This window comes from Aeromonas sp. ZOR0002 (genome assembly GCF_963866995.1).
Classification (GTDB): domain Bacteria; phylum Pseudomonadota; class Gammaproteobacteria; order Enterobacterales; family Aeromonadaceae; genus Aeromonas; species Aeromonas caviae.
This window is the reverse complement of sequence record NZ_CAWMFQ010000028.1, coordinates 14,293-32,466: the sequence shown is the minus strand read 5'-3', so window position 1 is coordinate 32,466 and position 18,174 is coordinate 14,293. Positions and strand designations below refer to the sequence as shown.

General features: G+C 62.0%; 19 protein-coding genes. 5 read left to right on the top strand and 14 right to left on the bottom strand.

What is annotated here, in order from left to right; translation table 11 throughout:
- The coding region (gene gltB / locus AACR77_RS02010) for a glutamate synthase large subunit (protein ID WP_042879445.1) at positions 1 to 2,109 on the top strand (2,109 nt) is incomplete at its 5' end.
- A 12-nt stretch (positions 2,110 to 2,121) separates the two neighbouring features.
- Entirely contained in the window at positions 2,122 to 3,537 is a 1,416-nt protein-coding gene (locus AACR77_RS02005; protein WP_039040371.1) for an FAD-dependent oxidoreductase, read from the top strand.
- An 87-nt stretch (positions 3,538 to 3,624) separates the two neighbouring features.
- Here AACR77_RS02005 and AACR77_RS02000 read toward each other — a convergent pair whose 3' ends face one another.
- From AACR77_RS02000 to AACR77_RS01950, 11 genes are all read right to left on the bottom strand, one after another.
- On the bottom strand, positions 3,625 to 3,852 hold the full coding sequence (locus tag AACR77_RS02000; RefSeq protein ID WP_339373208.1) for a hypothetical protein: 228 nt from the start codon (positions 3,850 to 3,852) through the stop codon (positions 3,625 to 3,627).
- Positions 3,853 to 3,855: 3 nt separating this feature from the next.
- Positions 3,856 to 4,386 (bottom strand): amino acid ABC transporter ATP-binding protein, encoded by a 531-nt coding sequence (locus tag AACR77_RS01995; RefSeq protein ID WP_231563127.1) that lies wholly within the window; start codon positions 4,384 to 4,386, stop codon positions 3,856 to 3,858.
- Entirely contained in the window at positions 4,383 to 5,039 is a 657-nt protein-coding gene (locus tag AACR77_RS01990; protein ID WP_193557390.1) for an amino acid ABC transporter permease, read from the bottom strand. Before AACR77_RS01990 ends, AACR77_RS01995 begins: the two co-directional genes overlap by 4 nt.
- A 57-nt stretch (positions 5,040 to 5,096) precedes the next feature.
- Positions 5,097 to 5,870 (bottom strand): amino acid ABC transporter substrate-binding protein, encoded by a 774-nt coding sequence (locus AACR77_RS01985; RefSeq protein WP_042879441.1) that lies wholly within the window; start codon positions 5,868 to 5,870, stop codon positions 5,097 to 5,099.
- A gap of 439 nt (positions 5,871 to 6,309) precedes the next feature.
- Positions 6,310 to 6,534 (bottom strand): hypothetical protein, encoded by a 225-nt coding sequence (locus tag AACR77_RS01980; protein WP_231563126.1) that lies wholly within the window; start codon positions 6,532 to 6,534, stop codon positions 6,310 to 6,312.
- A 24-nt stretch (positions 6,535 to 6,558) separates the two neighbouring features.
- The gene (locus tag AACR77_RS01975) at positions 6,559 to 7,137 is read right to left on the bottom strand and encodes an O-methyltransferase (protein ID WP_042014667.1); all 579 of its coding nucleotides are present in this window, start codon (positions 7,135 to 7,137) and stop codon (positions 6,559 to 6,561) included.
- Positions 7,138 to 7,388: 251 nt separating this feature from the next.
- The gene (locus AACR77_RS01970; RefSeq protein WP_041213092.1) at positions 7,389 to 7,820 is read right to left on the bottom strand and encodes a hypothetical protein; all 432 of its coding nucleotides are present in this window, start codon (positions 7,818 to 7,820) and stop codon (positions 7,389 to 7,391) included.
- A gap of 44 nt (positions 7,821 to 7,864) precedes the next feature.
- Positions 7,865 to 8,905, bottom strand: coding sequence for a M35 family metallo-endopeptidase (locus AACR77_RS01965; RefSeq protein WP_029314738.1), 1,041 nt, complete (start codon positions 8,903 to 8,905; stop codon positions 7,865 to 7,867).
- Between the two features lie 253 nt (positions 8,906 to 9,158).
- On the bottom strand, positions 9,159 to 9,794 hold the full coding sequence (locus AACR77_RS01960) for a DUF2913 family protein (RefSeq protein ID WP_042879439.1): 636 nt from the start codon (positions 9,792 to 9,794) through the stop codon (positions 9,159 to 9,161).
- A 114-nt stretch (positions 9,795 to 9,908) separates the two neighbouring features.
- Positions 9,909 to 11,204, bottom strand: a complete 1,296-nt coding sequence (locus AACR77_RS01955; protein WP_010675179.1) for a DEAD/DEAH box helicase — start codon at positions 11,202 to 11,204, stop codon at positions 9,909 to 9,911.
- A gap of 245 nt (positions 11,205 to 11,449) precedes the next feature.
- Complete coding sequence (locus AACR77_RS01950) at positions 11,450 to 12,100, bottom strand: DedA family protein (protein WP_039040377.1); 651 nt, start codon at positions 12,098 to 12,100, stop codon at positions 11,450 to 11,452.
- 290 nt (positions 12,101 to 12,390) lie between these two features.
- On the opposite strand from AACR77_RS01950, the gene AACR77_RS01945 reads away from it, so the two are divergent.
- The 3 genes from AACR77_RS01945 (at position 12,391) to AACR77_RS01935 (ending at position 14,780) form a co-directional block, all read left to right on the top strand.
- Positions 12,391 to 13,359 (top strand): autotransporter domain-containing protein, encoded by a 969-nt coding sequence (locus tag AACR77_RS01945; protein WP_042879437.1) that lies wholly within the window; start codon positions 12,391 to 12,393, stop codon positions 13,357 to 13,359.
- A gap of 242 nt (positions 13,360 to 13,601) precedes the next feature.
- Positions 13,602 to 14,459, top strand: coding sequence for a nuclease-related domain-containing protein (locus AACR77_RS01940; RefSeq protein WP_042879434.1), 858 nt, complete (start codon positions 13,602 to 13,604; stop codon positions 14,457 to 14,459).
- Positions 14,460 to 14,540: 81 nt separating this feature from the next.
- Complete coding sequence (locus AACR77_RS01935; RefSeq protein WP_052224769.1) at positions 14,541 to 14,780, top strand: hypothetical protein; 240 nt, start codon at positions 14,541 to 14,543, stop codon at positions 14,778 to 14,780.
- A gap of 67 nt (positions 14,781 to 14,847) precedes the next feature.
- Here the strand turns inward: AACR77_RS01935 and AACR77_RS01930 are convergent, their stop codons facing one another.
- The 3 genes from AACR77_RS01930 to AACR77_RS01920 all read right to left on the bottom strand — a co-directional run.
- The gene (locus AACR77_RS01930) at positions 14,848 to 16,011 is read right to left on the bottom strand and encodes a DUF1615 domain-containing protein (RefSeq protein WP_052224768.1); all 1,164 of its coding nucleotides are present in this window, start codon (positions 16,009 to 16,011) and stop codon (positions 14,848 to 14,850) included.
- A gap of 145 nt (positions 16,012 to 16,156) precedes the next feature.
- On the bottom strand, positions 16,157 to 17,062 hold the full coding sequence (locus AACR77_RS01925) for a GGDEF domain-containing protein (protein ID WP_052224767.1): 906 nt from the start codon (positions 17,060 to 17,062) through the stop codon (positions 16,157 to 16,159).
- Between the two features lie 244 nt (positions 17,063 to 17,306).
- Positions 17,307 to 18,174: alpha-isopropylmalate synthase regulatory domain-containing protein (locus tag AACR77_RS01920; protein ID WP_042879432.1), on the bottom strand; the 868-nt coding region annotated here is incomplete at its 5' end.

Here is an 18,174-nt window from a genome sequence, read left to right as displayed (position 1 = left end):
TCACAGTTCCACGGTGGCGAGTACCACACCTACAACCCGGACGTGGTTCAGACCCTGCAAGTGGCGGTGCGCTCCGGCAACTACGCCGATTACAAGGAGTATGCCCGTCTGGTGAACGAGCGCCCGGTCGCCACCCTGCGGGATCTGCTGTCGCTCAAACAGGGCACCACCCCGGTTGCGCTGGATCAGGTGGAGCCAGCCGCCAGGCTGTTCCCCCGCTTCGACTCCGCGGCCATGTCCATCGGCGCCCTCGGCCCTGAAGCCCACGAGGCCCTGGCCATCGCCATGAACCGCCTCGGCGGTCAGAGCAACTCCGGCGAAGGCGGTGAAGATCCCAAGCGTTTTGGTACCGAGAAGAACTCTCGCATCAAGCAGGTGGCGTCCGGTCGCTTTGGCGTCACCCCTCACTACCTGATGAACGCGGACGTGGTGCAGATAAAAGTCGCCCAGGGTGCCAAGCCCGGTGAAGGGGGCCAGCTGCCCGGTGACAAGGTCACCGCGCAAATCGCCCAGCTGCGCTACTCCGTGCCCGGCGTGACCCTGATCTCCCCGCCGCCCCACCACGACATCTACTCCATCGAGGATCTGGCCCAGCTCATCTTCGACATCAAGCAGATCAACCCGAACTGCCTGGTGTCGGTGAAACTGGTGTCCGAACCTGGCGTCGGCACCATCGCCTGTGGCGTGGCCAAGGCCTATGCGGACTTCATTACCGTCTCCGGCTACGACGGCGGCACCGGCGCCAGCCCGCTCACCTCGGTCAAATACGCCGGCTCCCCCTGGGAGCTGGGCCTGGCCGAAACCCAGCAGGCGCTGGTGGCCAACGGCCTGCGCCACAAGGTGCGCCTGCAGGTGGATGGCGGTCTCAAGACCGGTCTGGACATCATCAAGGCGGCCATCCTCGGCGCCGAGAGCTTTGGTTTCGGTACCGGCCCCATGGTGGCACTCGGTTGCAAATACCTGCGTATCTGCCACCTGAACAACTGCGCCACCGGCGTCGCCACCCAGGATGAGAAGCTGCGCCGCGAACACTTCACCGGCCTACCGGAGATGGTGATGAACTACTTCAAGTTCATCGCCGAGGAGACGCGCGAGCTGATGGCCGAGCTTGGCGTCACCCAGCTCACCGACCTCATCGGTCGTACCGACCTGCTGGAAGCCCTGCCCGGCCTCACCGCCCGTCAGGCCAAGCTGGACTTGTCCGGCATCCTGGCGGCCCCGGTTGCACCGGCAGGCTCCAGTCTGTTCAGCCAGCAGCACAACCCCACCTTCGACAAGGGGCCCTTGAACCTCAAGATGGTGGAAGACCTGCTGGAGGCGGTGGAAAACATGAGTGGCGGCGAGTTCCGCTACGACATCCGCAACACCGACCGCTCCGTGGGTGCGCGTCTGTCCGGCGAGATCGTCAAGCGCCACGGCAACCAGGGCATGGCGGCCGATCCGGTCAAGGTGCACTTCAACGGCACCGCCGGCCAGAGCTTCGGCGTCTGGAACGCCGGCGGCCTTGAGATGATCCTCACCGGGGATGCCAACGACTACGTGGGCAAGGGGATGACCGGCGGCAAGCTGGTGATCAAACCCCACGTCGGCGTGGCGTTCAAATCCCACGAGGCGGCCATCATCGGCAACACCTGCCTCTATGGCGCCACCGGCGGCAAGCTCTATGCCGCAGGGACCGCAGGCGAGCGGTTCGCGGTGCGCAACTCAGGGGCCTTGGCGGTGGTCGAGGGGATTGGCGACAACGGCTGTGAATACATGACAGGCGGCATCGTCACCGTGCTCGGCAAGACCGGTGTCAACTTCGCGGCGGGCATGACAGGCGGTTTCGCCTACGTGCTCGACGAGTGCGGCAACTTTGCCAAGCGCACCAACCCCGAGCTGGTCGAACTGCTGGAGGTGGCGGATCTGGCCATCCACCAGGAGCACCTGCGCGGTATCATCACGGCGCACCTCAACGAGACAGGCAGCTCGCGTGCCGAGGAGATCCTGGCCAACTTCGACTCCTATGTGCCCAAGTTCAGGCTGATCAAACCCAAGTCCAGCGACGTCAAATCGCTGCTTGGCCACACCAGCCGTTCCAGTGCAGAACTCAGAATCCAGGCGCAATAAGGAGGGAACCCTATGAGCCAGAACGTATTCCAGTTTATCGATGTCCAGCGGGTCGACCCGCCCAAGAAGCCGCTCAAGATCCGCAAGATCCAGTTCGTGGAGATCTACGAGCCCTTCAACCAGGCCCAGGTCGGCATGCAGGCGGATCGCTGCCTCGACTGCGGCAACCCCTATTGCGAGTGGAAGTGCCCGGTACACAACTACATCCCCAACTGGCTGAAGCTGGCCAACGAGGGACGCATCCTGGAGGCGGTGGAACTCTCCCACCAGACCAACAGCCTGCCGGAGGTATGTGGCCGCGTTTGCCCGCAAGACAGACTGTGTGAGGGTGCTTGCACCCTCAACGACAGATTCGGCGCCGTGACCATAGGCAACATCGAAAAATACATCACCGACAAGGCGTTCGAGATGGGCTGGCGCCCGGATCTCTCCAAGGTGGTCAAGACAGGCAAGCGGGTCGCCGTCATTGGCGCGGGCCCCGCGGGCCTTGCCTGTGCCGACGTGCTGGCACGCAATGGCGTCACCCCTGTGGTGTTCGACAAGTACCCGGAGATCGGCGGCCTGCTCACCTTCGGTATCCCCTCCTTCAAGCTGGAGAAAGAGGTGATGCAGCGCCGCCGCGAGATCTTCGAGGGGATGGGGGTGGAGTTTCGCCTCGAGACCGAAGTGGGCCGTGACGTCACCTTCGCCGACCTGCTCGGCGAGTTCGATGCGGTCTTCCTCGGGGTCGGCACCTACAAGTACATGAAGGGCGGTTTTGCCAACGAAGAGGCGCCGGGGGTCTATGACGCCCTGCCCTACCTAATCTCCAACGCCAATCGCTTGCTGGGCTTTGAGAAGGCGCAAGCCGACTACATCGACTTCGCCGGCAAGCAGGTTGTGGTGCTGGGGGGCGGCGACACCGCCATGGACTGCGTGCGCACCGCCATCCGCCAGGGGGCCGATCGGGTGATCTGCGCCTACCGCCGGGATGCCGAGAACATGCCGGGCTCCAAGCGGGAGGTGAAAAACGCCCAGGAGGAAGGGGTGGAATTTATGTTCAACCTGCAACCTGTCGGGGTCGAACTGGACGCTCACGGCCGCACCTGCGGCATCAAGGTGGTGAGCACCGAGCTTGGCGCCCCCGATGCCAATGGCCGCCGCAATCCGGTAGTCATTGAAGGCTCCGAGCAGGTGCTGCCCGCCGATGCGGTGGTGATGGCGTTCGGCTTCCAGCCCAACCCCCAGCCCTGGATGGCAGAGCACGGCGTCGAGCTCGACGGCCGGGATCGCATCAAGGCGCCCGAGAAGGCAGAGTACGCCTTCCAGACCAGCAACCCCAAGGTGTTCGCCGGTGGTGACGCGGTGCGCGGCTCGGATCTGGTGGTGACTGCCATTTATGAGGGTCGCAAGGCGGCCGAAGGGATCATGGACTACCTGGCCGTGTGATCTGCCGCCATAACCAAGCAGCCATGCAAACAGCCCCGCTCGTGCGGGGCTGTTTTTTTTATCTCGCTCTCAATCCGCCAGAACCGGCTAGATACTCCAGCTCTCCGGCAGCCGTTCGGTGAGGGTGGAGATGTATTCGAAGGTACGTGCCCGCTTGGGGGTGGTGAACATCTGACGCGCACTGCCCGCCTCCACCACCTCCCCGGCCTCCAGGAAGATCACCTGCTGCGCAATCTGGGCTGCAAGACGCAAGTCATGGGTGGCGATCAGCATGGTGGTCCCCTCACTGGCCAGCTGGCGCAGCACGGCCACCACCTCCTAGGCAAGCTCGGGATCCAGTGCCGAGGTAGGCTCGTCACAGAGCAGCACCTTGGGGGATGGCGCCAGCGCCCGGGCAATGGCGACCCGCTGCTGCTGACCGCCGGAGAGGGTGGCAGGCACCGCCTCGGCCTTGTGCCTGAGCCCCACCTTGTCGAGCAGTTGCAGGGCGCGCGCCACTGCCCTCTCCCTGGGCCACTTCAACACGGTCACCAACCCTTCCATCACGTTCTCCAGCACCGTCATGTGCGGGAACAGCTGGAAATTCTGGAACACCATGCCGGTCTGCTGGCGCAGGGCCAGCACGCTTTGCCGTGACAGATGCCGGGTAAAGTCGAGCTCGCTGCCCCCCAGCACCAGCTGGCCTGCATCGGGTCGCTCCAGCAGGTTCACGCAGCGCAGCAGGGTACTCTTGCCGCTGCCGGAGGGACCGATCAGGGCAGTGACGCTGCCCGCGGCCATCGCCAGCCCCACCCCTTTCAACACGCGCTGCCCCGCAAACTGTTTCTCGATGCCACTCAAGCGGATCATAGGGCGACCTCCCGGGTCTCTTTGTGAGCCAGTCGCTGCTCCAGCCTGTCTTGCAGGGTGGAGAGCACCGAGCTGAACATCAGGTAGATGAGGGCCGTCTCGATATAGAGAATGAGCGGCTCATAGGTGACGGAGGCGAGGCGCTGGGCCGCCTGAAACAGCTCGGGCACGGTCACCGCCGCCGCCAGCGACGTGTCTTTGACCAGGGAGATGAAGGTGTTGGAGAGCGGTGGCACCGCGATGCGCGCCGCCTGCGGCAGGATCACCCGCCACATCACCTGGGGCCAGTTCATGCCGATGGAGTAGGCCGCCTCCCACTGCCCCTTGGGGATGGCCGCCAGGGTGGCACGAATGATCTCCGAGCTGTAGGCACCGATGTTGAGGGTGAAACCGATGACGGCGGCGGTGAAGGCGTCCAGCACGATGCCGGCGCTCGGCAGACCGTAAAAGATCAGAAACAGCTGCACCAGCAGGGGCGTGCCCCGAATAAGCCAGACATAGAAGCGGACCAGCATCACCAGCGGAGCCGGACCATATAATCTGGCCAGCGCCACCGACAAGCCGAGCACGATTCCCAGCACGAAGGTAATCAGAGTGAGTAGCACAGTAAAAATAAGCCCCGCACTGAGCAGGGGCCAAAAAGAGTCGATCATTAACTGCAACCAGGCCGGCACGTTAATATCCTCAGTTGTTATTATGTTGCCACGATATTATTGCGAGACGTCGGTGCCGAAATATTTCTGCGATATTTTCTGATATGCGCCATCCTGCTTGGCATTGCGCAGCGCCTGATTGATGGCAGCCAGCAACTCGGGTTGCCCCTTGGCGAGCAGGGCGGCAGATTGATCCCCCTTGGCCTCGCTGGCCGCCACCTTCAATTTGGCGTCCGGCTTCTGTTTCTTGAAGTCGAGGAAGGAGAGGCTGTCGTTGATGGTAGCATCCACCCGCCCGGTCAGCACCAGTTCGAGTGACTGGTTGAATCCCTCGGTGGCCACCACCTCGGCGCCCGATGATTTCGCCAGCTGGGCGAAGTTGCTGGTCAGGGACTGGGAGGATTTCTTGCCCTTCAGATCGGCAAAACTCTTGATGCTTTGGTTGTCGCTGTGCACCACGATCACCGCCTTGGAGGTGATGTAGGGATCTGAAAAATCATATTTTTTCAGCCGTTCAGGGGTGATGGCCACTTCGTTGAGCACCAGGTCGTAGCGCTTGGCGTCCACCCCGGCGATGAGGCCGTCCCACTTGCCCTCGACGAACTGCGGCTTCACGCCCAGACCGCTTGCAATCAGCTCGCCGATCTCCACGTCAAAGCCCACCAGCTTGCCGCTCTTGTCGTGGTAGGTGAAGGGGGGATAGGTCCCTTCGGTGCCGATCTTGATCACTCCGGCCCGCTGGATCTCGGCCAGGCTTGACTGTGCCTGTACCGATGTCATGAGTGCCAGCGGAAGTGCCGCCATTAAAAACAGGGAGTGCCGTTTTTTCATTATTCACCTCGTTATATTTATGAACATCCAGAGCGCTTGCCAACCACCACAAAATAAAACCAGCCGGTTATCATGTTTAATTTAAATTAATTATCGGCAGAGATAACCTTCATAGTGCTTGCTGGCGGTATGGATGAAACATAACGTGGCTCATGGCATGACCCAACCATGAAATACGGGGATATTTAGCGAAATAATGGATAACGAATAAATAATGGCCGGGCTAGCCGAGGAATTGCCCCGCTGGCGGCGCTCCGTCAGCGGAAACCATATCAGGCGGGTTGCAGCTCCCGCGGGATGGCAGTGGCCCAGTTACGACACAACGTATCAATCGGGCCAACATTCGGTCTGATGGCACATGGCATTGCCACGCACCACGTGGAAGGTAAAGGCGCGATGTCGCGCGCCTTGACGTCACCGTCAGTGATCACCACTTCGATCACCACCTCCCGCCCTGCTCCGGCAGGCGGACGATGTCGACATTCCAGGGCCCGGCCGCCGGGTAGCGCCGATGGACCTCGACGAAGTTGACCCGCCCCTCGCGCCGCCCCCCCGACGTTGGCCAGTCACAGAGAAAGTCATCGCTCAGCCACCTGGGGGTCTTGACGAAATCGTTGCTTTGCATGGCCTGCCAGTAGGCCTCCACAACTGCTTTTGGTTCCATGGTCTTGTTTTCCATGCCTTTCCCCTACAACCGCACCACCAGCCACTCCCCCTTGCCCACCGGCACCAGGGAAGTCAGGAAATCGGGGTCACGCCGCACCTGTGCCATCCACTCCCTCATCTCGTCTTCATGGGAGATGGCATTGTCCACCACCAGCAGACCGCGGGGGGCAAGCAGGCGCTGGATCTCGGGCCACCAGGCCTGATAGTGCAGGCGATCGGAGTCCAGAAAAATGAGCTGATAGCCCGCCGTCGGCAGGCAGGGCAACAGGCTGCCGGCCTCCCCCGCCAGCTGCTCAATCCAGGGAGTGAGCCCGGCCCGCTGAAAGTTGGTCGCCGCCATGGTCCGTTTGCCCTCGTCCAGCTCGATGGTGGTCACCCGGCCCCCCAGCCGTTTCACTGCCTCGGCCAGCCAGAGGGTGGAGTAACCGTTGGAGGTGCCGATCTCCAGCACAGCCTGCGCCCCCCTCGTCTGCACCAGCACCGCTAGCAGTTCGCCGGTGTCGCGGGTAATGTTGAGCATCTTGCTGCCACGGGAGTGTTGCGCGCCGTCATTCTGCTCGCCAAAGCGCTCCAACTCCCGTTTCAGTTGTTCCAGTGCCATGTCTCCTCCTTGACTGTGTAAACGAGTCGGCCCGGTGCATGGCATGGCTGGACCGCCCCTCATGTTCATCATTTTGCTATCAACCCACTCGGTGGCCCATCCCCTGCGTCATCCGGATAAAGACAACACTCTGGCTCACTATGTGATCACGCTGGTGCACTGCTGCTGGCGGGAAAGCCAATCGTCACGCGGTCTGGCGGGGCCCCCCGCGCCGTCGGGCTGCTGGATACCAAGGGCAAGCCGCAGATCGCCTAGGGGGCCACCCGGGTAAAGTCGATGGCGGGGCAGCTGGGCGCCACGCCCTTGGTCAGCGTCAGGGGCTGGGCACGATAGCTGAGCCGGTAGCGGCCCGGTTGGGACAGATCGTAGGCCTGCGCCAGATCCGCATCGGCCTGGCTCTGCTCCCCCGCCCCCAGGTGCAGGAAGTCGCCGTCCCCGGGGGTACCTCGCTTGGCAAGCGGCCCTCGATAGTCCAGCGGCTGCCCATCGCGGGTCAGGTCGATGGCATCGGCAAACCACCCCTCGAAGGGGGTGAACCAGGTCAATACCTCGAGGGGCGTCTCCCCCCGGTTGGTCAGGGTCATCACCAGGGGCAGGGGTTCGTTCACCCCGCTCTCTGCGCTGACCGACAGCTCGCACTGCAAGGGCGCCAGTGCCAGGGTGGTGAGCAAGAGTGTCATCATGGTGCCTCCGTCAAAAAAGGGGCCATCCGGCCCCTGTTTGCAACTCAATTTTCGCTCGGGGTATTCTCGGCGAAATATTCGTGGTTGTCGGCATTGTTCAGGGCCTTCTGGGGATCCGTGCTCGCCAGATTGCGCGCATTGGCCTGACCGTATCCCAGATCGTCAGTGCCCGCCACCACGTTGAAGTGGCTCAGCTCGTGGACAATGGTGCCAGCGCGGGAATCGGTCCCGGTGACCGGCGCAGTCCAGAAGCTCTTGCACAGATAGACCTTGTAGGGCTGGTCCGGATAGACATAGGCAAAGTAACTCTGCTTGCAACCGCAGTCGAAGGTGAGCGGCTTGTTGTCGATGGCATCCTTGATCTTGCTGAAGTTGGTCTCGGCCTGGTTCCAGCGGGTGGCGTCATAGGCGCCAAACCAGCTGCGGTAGCGCTGCCCATTCGGCTTGTCCACCGCGAGGTAGCTGCTGGAGTTGTTGGCGATGCCACTCGCGGCATCGAGCGCCGCCAGGATGTCGCTCTTCTGGGTGTTGGTGCAACGGCCGCTGAAGCTGACCGAGGCGCTCACCGCCTGGGGCTCGGCCACCGCCGCCTTGGCCAGCACCCGATCGTCGCTCACACCGTCCACCCAGAGGGTCACGGCATTGGACTCGCTCGCCTGGGCCTGTTTGGCCTTGGCCGCTTTCCCCTCCTGCGCCACGGTCGGCAGCAGGTAACGGATGCTGTACTGGCCCTGGGCACTCATGTCGTAGAGACCGGAGACCTCCGCCTGCACTGTCAGGCTCTGGCCCGCCTTGAGCAGTTGGTAGTCCTTGTCACTCGGGGCGGCCCGCTTGATCAGGGCCCCTTCGTAATCCACCGGCTGGCCGTCACGCTCCACCTGGAACAGGGGAGCATCCTCGCTGCCTGGCAGTTGCCATTTGAGCAGACGAACCGGCTTCTCCCCGGTGTTGGTCAGGGTCAGGTTGACGCGCACATCGTCTGTGCTGCCCTCCACCAGAGTGAGCCGGGCATCGAGTCCGGCGGCGCAGAGCGGGGACGCCAGCACGCCGGCCAGCAACAGGGCAATTGGAGTCGCTTTCATCATGTTTCCTCATTCATTGAGTGTCGCCTTGTCAGGCGGTCTGCTTCCTTTAAGGCCCTCTTTGGGGCCCATCCACCCTAGAGCAGAAGCACCACCCCACCATCCCTCCATATGGGGGACGCCCCCCATCAGAGGGGGAGCTCCTTGGCTGCGACAAAGATTGCCCGCCCGGCCCGAGCGTGCAGGCAACCCCGTGGGGTGCATTTGCCATAAAAAAACCCGGCGCAGGGCCGGGTGACGGGATGAGAAGGCGGGATCAGGAGGCCAGCAGCGCCAGGGCAGGCTGCGCGTTGCCCGGCATCAGCCGATAGGCCTTGTGGTGCTTGACCAGGGTGGTTTTCTTGTTGCCCTGGCTCAGCAGCAGGCCCCGGGCAAATGCCGCCTCGGCCAGTACCTGCTCGTCCCCGCGCACATAGAGGGTGAGGGGCTTGACCAGCTCACCTCCCTCGATATGGCCCTGATACTCGCTGGCCGAGATGATCAGGCTGGATTGCCCCTGGCTCAGCAGCCGCTGCCGGGTGTTCAGTTCGCTGTCGGTGAACACCAGCCAGCCCGCCCCCTCCAGCGCCAAAAGCAGATCGGCCAGGCGCGCCCCCAGCTGTACCGGCTCATGCATGGCACGCTCATACTGGCGCTGCACCCGCTCAAGCAGCCCCTTGAGATCGGCCCCCGCCCCCAGCGTCCGCCCCAGTTGCACCCAGGCCTTGAGATCCTCCATCACCAGCCGGGAGAAGCGTTTCTCCTTGAGAGAATCCGCCATCCAGGTACAGAGAAAGTGGCTCTCCTGGGCGGGGGTGCGTTTGCCCGTCTTCTGGGCAGCGGTGCGCTCCAGCTCCGCCAGGCTCTGGCGGGCCATCTCGAGCAGGGCCTGATTGTAAGCAGGAAGGGTCATCTCGGATCCTCTGAAACGGGGCGGCCAGGGGCCGCGTCATCGACAGCACAAAGGCGCCAGTGGCGCCTTTGGAGAGTAAACGCCCCTCCCCGACCGGGAGGGTGCGACGTTGCCTTATTTCGGCTGACGGGGCTTCTTGGCCGCCGCCAGACGCTTGAGGCGCTGACCTTGCAGTTTCGCCTCGGCCATGGCCTGGGCGGCGGCATTGTCTTCACGCTGCGGGCGCTTGCCGAAGCGGCGGCGCTCCTGCAACTGCTTGATGAGGTCGTCACGGCTGCTCACCTCGTAACCCGGCACCATGATGCGGCGGATCTTCTGGCCGATGAGGGCCTCGATCTCCAGCAGGGTGCGCTCCTCCTCGCGACTGACGAAGGAGATGGCCATGCCGCTCTTGCCAGCGCGACCGGTTCGGCCGATACGGTGCACGTAATCTTCCGCGAGGAACGGCAGATCATAGTTGACCACGTATTCCAGGCTCGGAATGTCCAGGCCGCGGGCGGCCACCTCGGTGGCCACCAGCACCCGCAGCTTGCCTTCGGTGAATTCACGCAAGGCGCGGCGACGGCTCCCCTGGGCCTTGTCACCGTGTACCACGGCAGACTTGATGCCGTCGAGGTTGAGCTCCTCCACCAGTTCATCGCAGCTCTCGCGGGTGCTGGCAAACACCAGCACCTGCTGCCAGTTCTGCTTGCCGATAAGCTCGGAGAGCAGCTCGCGCTTGCGCTTCTGTTCCACCGGATAAACGGTGTGGCTCACGGTGTCGGCAGTGGAGTTCTGCTTGTCGACGGCCACCACCTGGGGTTTGTCCAGCATGAGGTTGGCCAGCTTTTTCACCGCCTCGGAGAAGGTGGCGGAGAAGAGCAGGTTCTGGCGGGTCTTGTTGACCGCCTGCAGGATCTGCTGCACATCGGCGCTAAAGCCCATGTCGAGGATGCGATCCGCCTCGTCCAGCACCAGGGTCTCGACCCCGGAGAGGCTCAGGTTGCAGGCGGTGAGGTGCTCGAGCAGACGGCCAGGGGTGGCCACTATGATGTGTGCGCCCGCTTTGAGCTTCTTGGCCTGCACATCCTGTTTGCCGCCACCCACGATGGTGAGGGTAGTGATATCAAGATACTTGGCGAAATCGTTGATATTGCTCGCCACCTGGGCCGCCAGCTCGCGGGTCGGGGTCAGGATCAGCACGCGGGCATTGGAAGGCTGCACCGGCGCCGGGTTGTCTACCAGGCGTTGCAGGATGGGCAACGCAAAGGCGGCTGTCTTGCCGGTACCGGTCTGGGCACTGGCCAGCACATCGCGGCCACGGCGAATGGCCGGGATGGCCTGGCTCTGCACAGGGGTCATCTCCTGATAACCGCAATCTGAGATGGCGCGCAAAATCTCGGGGGCAAAATCGAACGATTCAAATCTCATGTTGGGTTCCTGTGTTCCAGCGGAGCTGTAGTTGGCGTGGGTGGCCTGGGCCGGCGTGTGGCCTGGCATCGGCGAGGCGTGGAGCCAAGGACGGCTGGGTCTGACATCAGATCAGAAGATGAGCCGGAAAATGGCGGGCGCGAAGTGTAACAGATAGGCGACAGGAATGCCGCCTCAAATGGCCTGTATTTTTCCGGGGGCTGCGCTCTCCAGACGCGGCAGCAGGCGCAGCCCGGGCAGTGAGATCAGCGCACCCGCTTGCTCGGACGCTTGAGCAGCCGCATGCCGATGGCCGCCACCGCGATGACGAACAACCCGAAAGAGGTGACAAGCAGGCACTTGGTCAGCAGCTCCTGATGATGGGCAAAGACCGGGGTCGCCATCACCATCTTGCCGGCCATGCTCAGCACCAGGGACCAGAGGAAGGCGCTGGCAAAACTCGCCACGGCCACCCGCAGCAGGTGCAGGCGGGAGACTCCCATCAACATGGGGGTCAACACTCTCACGAAGGGGATGAAACGGGACACGAACATGGCCCAGAAGCCGTAACGATCCAGCAGTCGGGAGGCCCTGGGCAGGCTCCCTTCCGGGATCATTCGCTCCACATGGCCCATGAAACGGGTGCCATGCAGTGCCTGCCCTTGCCAGTAGGCGAGCACGCTCCCTATCCCGGCCGCGAGCGGCAGATAGAGCAAGGTCACCTCGGGCCCCAGCACCCCCATGCCCACCAGACCGCCCGCCAGCAGCACCAGGCTGTCACCGGGCAGGGGCAGAAAGACGAAGCTCGATTCAAGGAAGAGGATCACCACCAGACAGGTGACGAGCAGACCGATTGCCTGCATTTGTATAAGCTGATCAAAATCCTGATGCCATATGGCAAGCAGCATGTCCTGCATCTGGTGTGACTCCCATCAACGTAATGCGCATTCGTCATGATGACCCGAAGGCCCCGTCTGGTAATCCATCCCTGCTACCACCCCAATGTTCGTATGGGAGGCCTCTTATACACCCGGGGAACTGAACAATAAATTAATGTCTGTGATTTCTGCCCAGCGGTTCACCCTTCTCGCGGCCCAATGCGCACGCCCAAAACAGGACGGGCCAGCCCTTGCCAGGCTGCCAAGCCAGATGAAACCCGTTACAGTGTGAACATGCCCCGATGGACGGGCTACTCATGGAGCCAGGTATGGCAAGACAGCTCTCTTCTCACACACTTTCCTTGCTGGCGGTGCTTGCTGGCGTCTCTGCCGGTCTTGTGACAAAGGCCCGAGCCAGCGACGAGAGCCTGGTGCAACAGCGCGCCAACGCCGTCGTCTCCCTGATGAGCTACGCCGTGGTGCCGGATATCACCGCCAGCAACCTGGATATCGGCAGCGGCACCAACGACACCTCCGCCCTCACCATCACCCAGCTCGGGGGTGGCGCCACCCTGAGCGAGGATGTTCCCCTCTATCTGGAGGGCACCCTGGGCTACAGCCGCTACGATCCCCAGTTCGTGTTCACCGATGGCAACGAGACCCGCACCATTCCCACCAAATGGAACAGCCTGAGCGCCACCGGCGGCATCGGCTGGGATGTCGGCGTCCACCGGGATCGCTTTGGTGGCAATCTGGTGCTGCGGCCCATCGCCAATGTCACCCTGGGCACGGTGGCCAGCGACCTTCGCATCGGGGCCGCCCTGCTCGAGCACAGGAGCGGCAAGAATCTGGACTTCCTCGACGGCGGCACCCTCAATGTCTACGGCCTCGGCGGCTCATTGATGCTGGACTATGAGCTCTTCTCCGCCGCCCAGGACATCGATGCCGAGCTGCGCTACTCCTACCAGCATCTGCAAAGCTTCACCGGCACCGCCGAGAGCGTCAGCGGTCAGGCCGATGCGGAAAACCTCGGGCTTTACCTGCGCCGCCGCGCCCCCCTGTGGCACTGGACCCTGCTGGACAGGCCCCTTCGCTACGTGCTGGAAGGGGCCAGAACCGAATACCTGGGGCAGCAACGGGGGCTGCTCGGTTTCAACAGCCTCAACTCCCTGGGACTTGGCCTCGAACTCGACAGCAGCAAGTACGACATCTTCATCACCCGCACCCGGCTGGTGGCCCGCTATATGTTCAGCAACAGTACCAGCGGCTACTCCATCGGACTGGCGATGAGTTTTTAGCCCTCTCACGCCATTGGCCTTCTCTGCCTGTACGCCATGGTGGATGCCCCTCTGGAGCCAAAATTGCGTGATGTACCGCCCAGTTGATAAAGATTGTTCTTCGTTCCTTCACACCACTCACTACAGTCATGCTTTGTCGCCCACTCAACTCCATCTGGCACCAGTGGGCCCCATGTTCATTGCCAGCCAACAGGACTGGCTAGTAGCGCCGGATATGGCTTCGACAGCCGAGGAGGAATGAGATGGATGTGACCAGTCTGCTGGCACCGTTGCTGACCAAACTCTGGTTTGTGTTCCCCTTGCTGTTGCTGGCCGCGATAGTCAAAAGCCCCTGGTTCAAAGGGATGGTCGGGGAGTGGCCTCTCAATCTCTGCCTCGGGCTCTTTCTCGACAAACGGGAATATCACCTGCTCAAGGATGTGACCCTGCCGATTTCTCAGGGCACTACCCAGATAGATCATGTGATTGTTTCGCGGTTTGGCCTGTTCGTGATCGAAACAAAAAACATGAAAGGATGGATATTCGGCAATCCGGTCCATAAAAGCTGGACTCAGCAGATATATCGCCGCAAGCATCGTTTTCAAAACCCGCTGCATCAAAATCATCTGCACGTCATGACCCTGAAGGCCCTGTTGGGCCTAGCGGATCAGCAACTGCACTCAGTGATTTACTTTATTGGCGACTGTACTTTCAAGACGCCAATGCCGGACAACGTCATGAACCGTGGATTGATCCGATATATCAAGGAGAAGACCACACAGGTATTGACCCCTGCAGACATCATCCAGGTGGTCAAGACCATCCAGCAAACACGATTGACTCCCAACTGGCAGACCCACAGACAACATGTTGCACAACTAAAGGCGCGCCACCTGGCGCCCTCACGAAAATCGCCCTCTGCTACCCTTCTGGCTGACAATACGACTGCCTCCTCTCGCATCCTGCCTGCTCCCACGGAGCAGAGTCCTGCATGCCCCCGATGTGGCAACCTTATGGTATTGCGTACCGCCAGCCGAGGGGAGCATCAAGGCACCCAGTTTTGGGGATGCAGCGGATATCCAAAATGCAGGGGGATGACATCATTCAAAATTACACGCTAGAAAAATAACCGCGGTACAGACCTGGCAACCATGGGGCCATAATCACAAACCCAGTTAACCTCTATTCAAAGGAATTGATGAATGAGCATAAAAAAAATATCGGTAACAATGGTGATCGCCAGCATGAGTATATTGCTGACATCCTGCGCATCTGACCCGCAGCCAACATGGAGAAAAGAGGGCGTGTCACACGATGACACTCTCACTGCATTGTCTCAATGCAAATATGAGATCCGTCTGAACAATATCTCTGATGAGGAAAAAAACGAAGTCATCACCGATTGTATGCAGGCCAAGGGGTATCGCTGGAGAGCCTATTAATGACTTCAGCCGGTTGTCATTAATCATGGCAACCGGCTGTTATATTTCTTACTGACCAAACGCCTCATCACTTAATTGTCGCCATCTTTCTGACGCAGGCTTGTTCCCTGTCATCCACCCGCTTGGCAAACCAGGCGGTGGTGAGGTTGCGGGTGATCTTGGGGCTCTTTAGCTGGATGCCGGGCAGGATGGCGCGGGGTTGCCGTGTCCCGGCCTGTTTGTCGGCCAGGGCGAAGACCCTGTGGTAGAGATCGCTTTTGGCAAAGTCGCTGCTGTCCCCGAGCTTGAGGCTCTGGTGAATGGCCTGCTTGCTCATGTTGACGCGGCTGGCGATGCTGTGGACCGCGAGTTCGGTCTTGCCGGGCAAATCCGAGTCGTAGCGGATGAGATCCCCGTCCAGGGCCAGGGGCTTGCCACTCACCCGGCTTACCGCCGCCTGGAAGGCCGCATTGCGGCTCGCGTACCAGCCCGCATTGAAGTCGGCGAAGCGATAGAGGGTATCCGGGTAGTCGGCGGGATAGCCGAAGATGTGTTTGGTGCCAAACCAGATGCCGCCGCGACGAGTGAACACCTCGTGGCGAATGGACTCCTTCACGGGATAGGGGTAGCCACGGGCGTTGGCTTCGGCAAAGGCGACGCTCACCTGCATGGGGCCGCCGGTGCGCACCGGGTTGAGGTTGCCAAAGAGCTGCTTGCCCATGGGGACGCTGCCTATCATGTCTTCGAAGATCTCGCTCATCTCCCGCTCGGTGCGAAGCTTGTCGATGCGCTCGGCATAGCTCTTGCCAGTGGGGGATTGGATGGAGAGGGCCGTGCGCACCATGAACTCGGGGATGAGCAGCTTGCCGGCCCGGGCATTGATCTCCTTCCAGGCAATCTTGTTGAGGTTGGGCACCACGGGGTCCGCCTGATAGGTCGCCTCCTGCTCCGCCACCGCCAGCACGCTGCAGACGTTGTGATCGCTCACCGTCAGCCCCTGGGTGGTGAGCGCCGTCACCACGTCATTGGCCCAGCCCGGCTTGTCCACCACGTTGCGCGGCAGGAAGCGCACGATGCGGCTCTTCATGTCGGCCGGTTTTTGCGGCTGCATCGCCTTAGGCGTGGGGCGCCCCGCCGGCGTCGCCGGGCTGGTCGGGGCGGGAGGCTCGCTGGCACAACCCGACAGCAGGGCAAGGGTAAGCAGTGACAACCAGCGCCAATGGGCATGAAACAAAGAGTAAGAGGGGATCATGAAGGCTTCCTGAAGAGCGGGACCTGCCCCTCATCGCGAATGAGAGGGCTCGAATGCATGGAGGCGGACATTGTAGGGAACAAGTCTGACAAGATGAAGGCGGATGAACCTGCTGGCCCGCTGGCTGCGGCATCCCCTGGCGCCATCACGCCAGCTCCACCCGGTTTCGTCCCAGATGCTTGGCCTGATAGAGGGCGAGATCGGTGCGCTGCAGCAGGGCATCCCCCCCCTCCCCGCTCTGGCTGATGCCCAGGGCAAGGCTCACGGTGAATCTTACCCCGTCACCTGAGACCAGCTCTTCGGTCGCGCACCTTATCTGCTCCGCCAGCGCACGGGCCTTGTCGCCCGTCATGCCGGGCAGCCAGATGGCAAACTCCTCTCCCCCAAGGCGTGCCACCACCCCATCCAATGGGCAGAGCTGGCGCAGCAGGGTGCTGAATTCACGCAGTACATTGTCGCCGATGGCGTGGCCATAGCGATCGTTGATCAGCTTGAAGTGATCGAGATCCAGCAGCAGGAGCGGCGTCCCCTCCTCTCCGTGCGCCTCCAGCACGGCGCGAAACGCCCGGCGATTGGAGAGCCCGGTCAGCTCGTCTGACATGGCGAGGGAGGAGAGCCGCATCTGGGTGCCATACATCTGCTGCACCATCAGCAGCACACCCCAGGCCGAGGCCAGCATGCCGATCGTGCGCAGGCTGTCTTCCACCGTGGAGAGCCACCAGGGCTGGAAATAGGCCTCATCCATCAGATCGATGACGCCGGAAACGAGCCAGAGGATCAGCCCGCCGGTGAGGGAGAGATAGGTTCTCAAGGTGATCTGGGCACACTGCACCACCCAGAACATGAACAGCAGGGTCAACACGTTGAGCGCTTCGGCCAGAGCCCCGACGGTATAGAGGTTGTGCTCCGCCAGGGGATCAAAACTGGCCCCGGCCAGGATCCCCGTCAGCAGCAGCAGACAGGGCAGGCTCACCAGCGCGAGACGACGGCAGGGAGGAAGCGAGAAGAACCGGGCGGGGTGAACGGATAACCTGAGGGGAGTCTTCATCATGTTTTGGGCTCCAAGCGCGCATGTCTTCTATCCCGAATGGCAGCCGTTGGCTGCCATCGCCAGCGAACCCCGACGGCATTCCTGGTGGCAAATCACTGATATTGTGGGCCGATTTTTCCATAAAAAACAATCCCCTCACCATATGGGTCAGGGGATTGTTGCAACAGGGACGGCGCGATCTGCCGTGACATCGGGGTGGGCGGCCCTTCCCTGCTCGCCCTCACGGCAAACGGGCAGTGCCGCCTCAGGCGCTCTGGCGCAGGGCCTGATGCTGGGCGGCGCCGTTGATCACCGCCTGCAGGGAGGCGTTGACCACGTCGCGACCGACGGCAACGCCACACATCCGGGTGCCCTCGACGCTCAGCAGCACATAGGCGGCGGCGCGGGATTCGGTGCCGGCGGTGAGCGCATGCTCGGAGTAATCCAGCACATCGATGTGCATGCCGGTCTGACGCTGCCAGCCGTTGACCAGGGCCGTGATGGCACCCTCCCCTTCACCGCACAGTTGCAGGGTGCCGTGGGGGGTCTGCAACTCCAGGCGCAGGCTCTCCTGACTGTCATGACCGAGCTGGAAGCGCCCGATGCGATAGCCGTGGGCCGGCTCAAGATAGTGCTGCTCGAACAGGGTACGGATCTGCTCCGGGCTGATTTCGCTGCTGCTCGCCTCAGCCTCGGCCTGCACCCGGCGGCTGAAGTCGATTTGCAGCCAGCGCGGCAGTTGCAGACCGAGGTCACGCTCCAGCAGATAGGTCACCCCTCCCTTGCCGGACTGGCTGTTGATGCGGATCACCGCCTCGTAGCTGCGACCAAGATCGGCAGGGTCGATGGGCAGGTAAGCCACGTCCCAGTAGTGATCCGGTTTTTCTGCCGCGAGAGACTTGCGGATGGCGTCCTGGTGGCTGCCGGAAAACGCCGTGTAGACCAGCTCGCCGGCATAGGGGTGGCGCGGGTGCAGGGCAATCTGGGTGCAGGCCCCCACGGTGGCGACGATGGCATCCATGTCAGACAGGTCCAGCTCGGGGTCAATCCCCTGGCTGTAGAGGTTCATGGCCATGGTGACGATGTCCATGTTGCCGGTGCGCTCCCCGTTGCCAAGCAGGGTGCCTTCGATG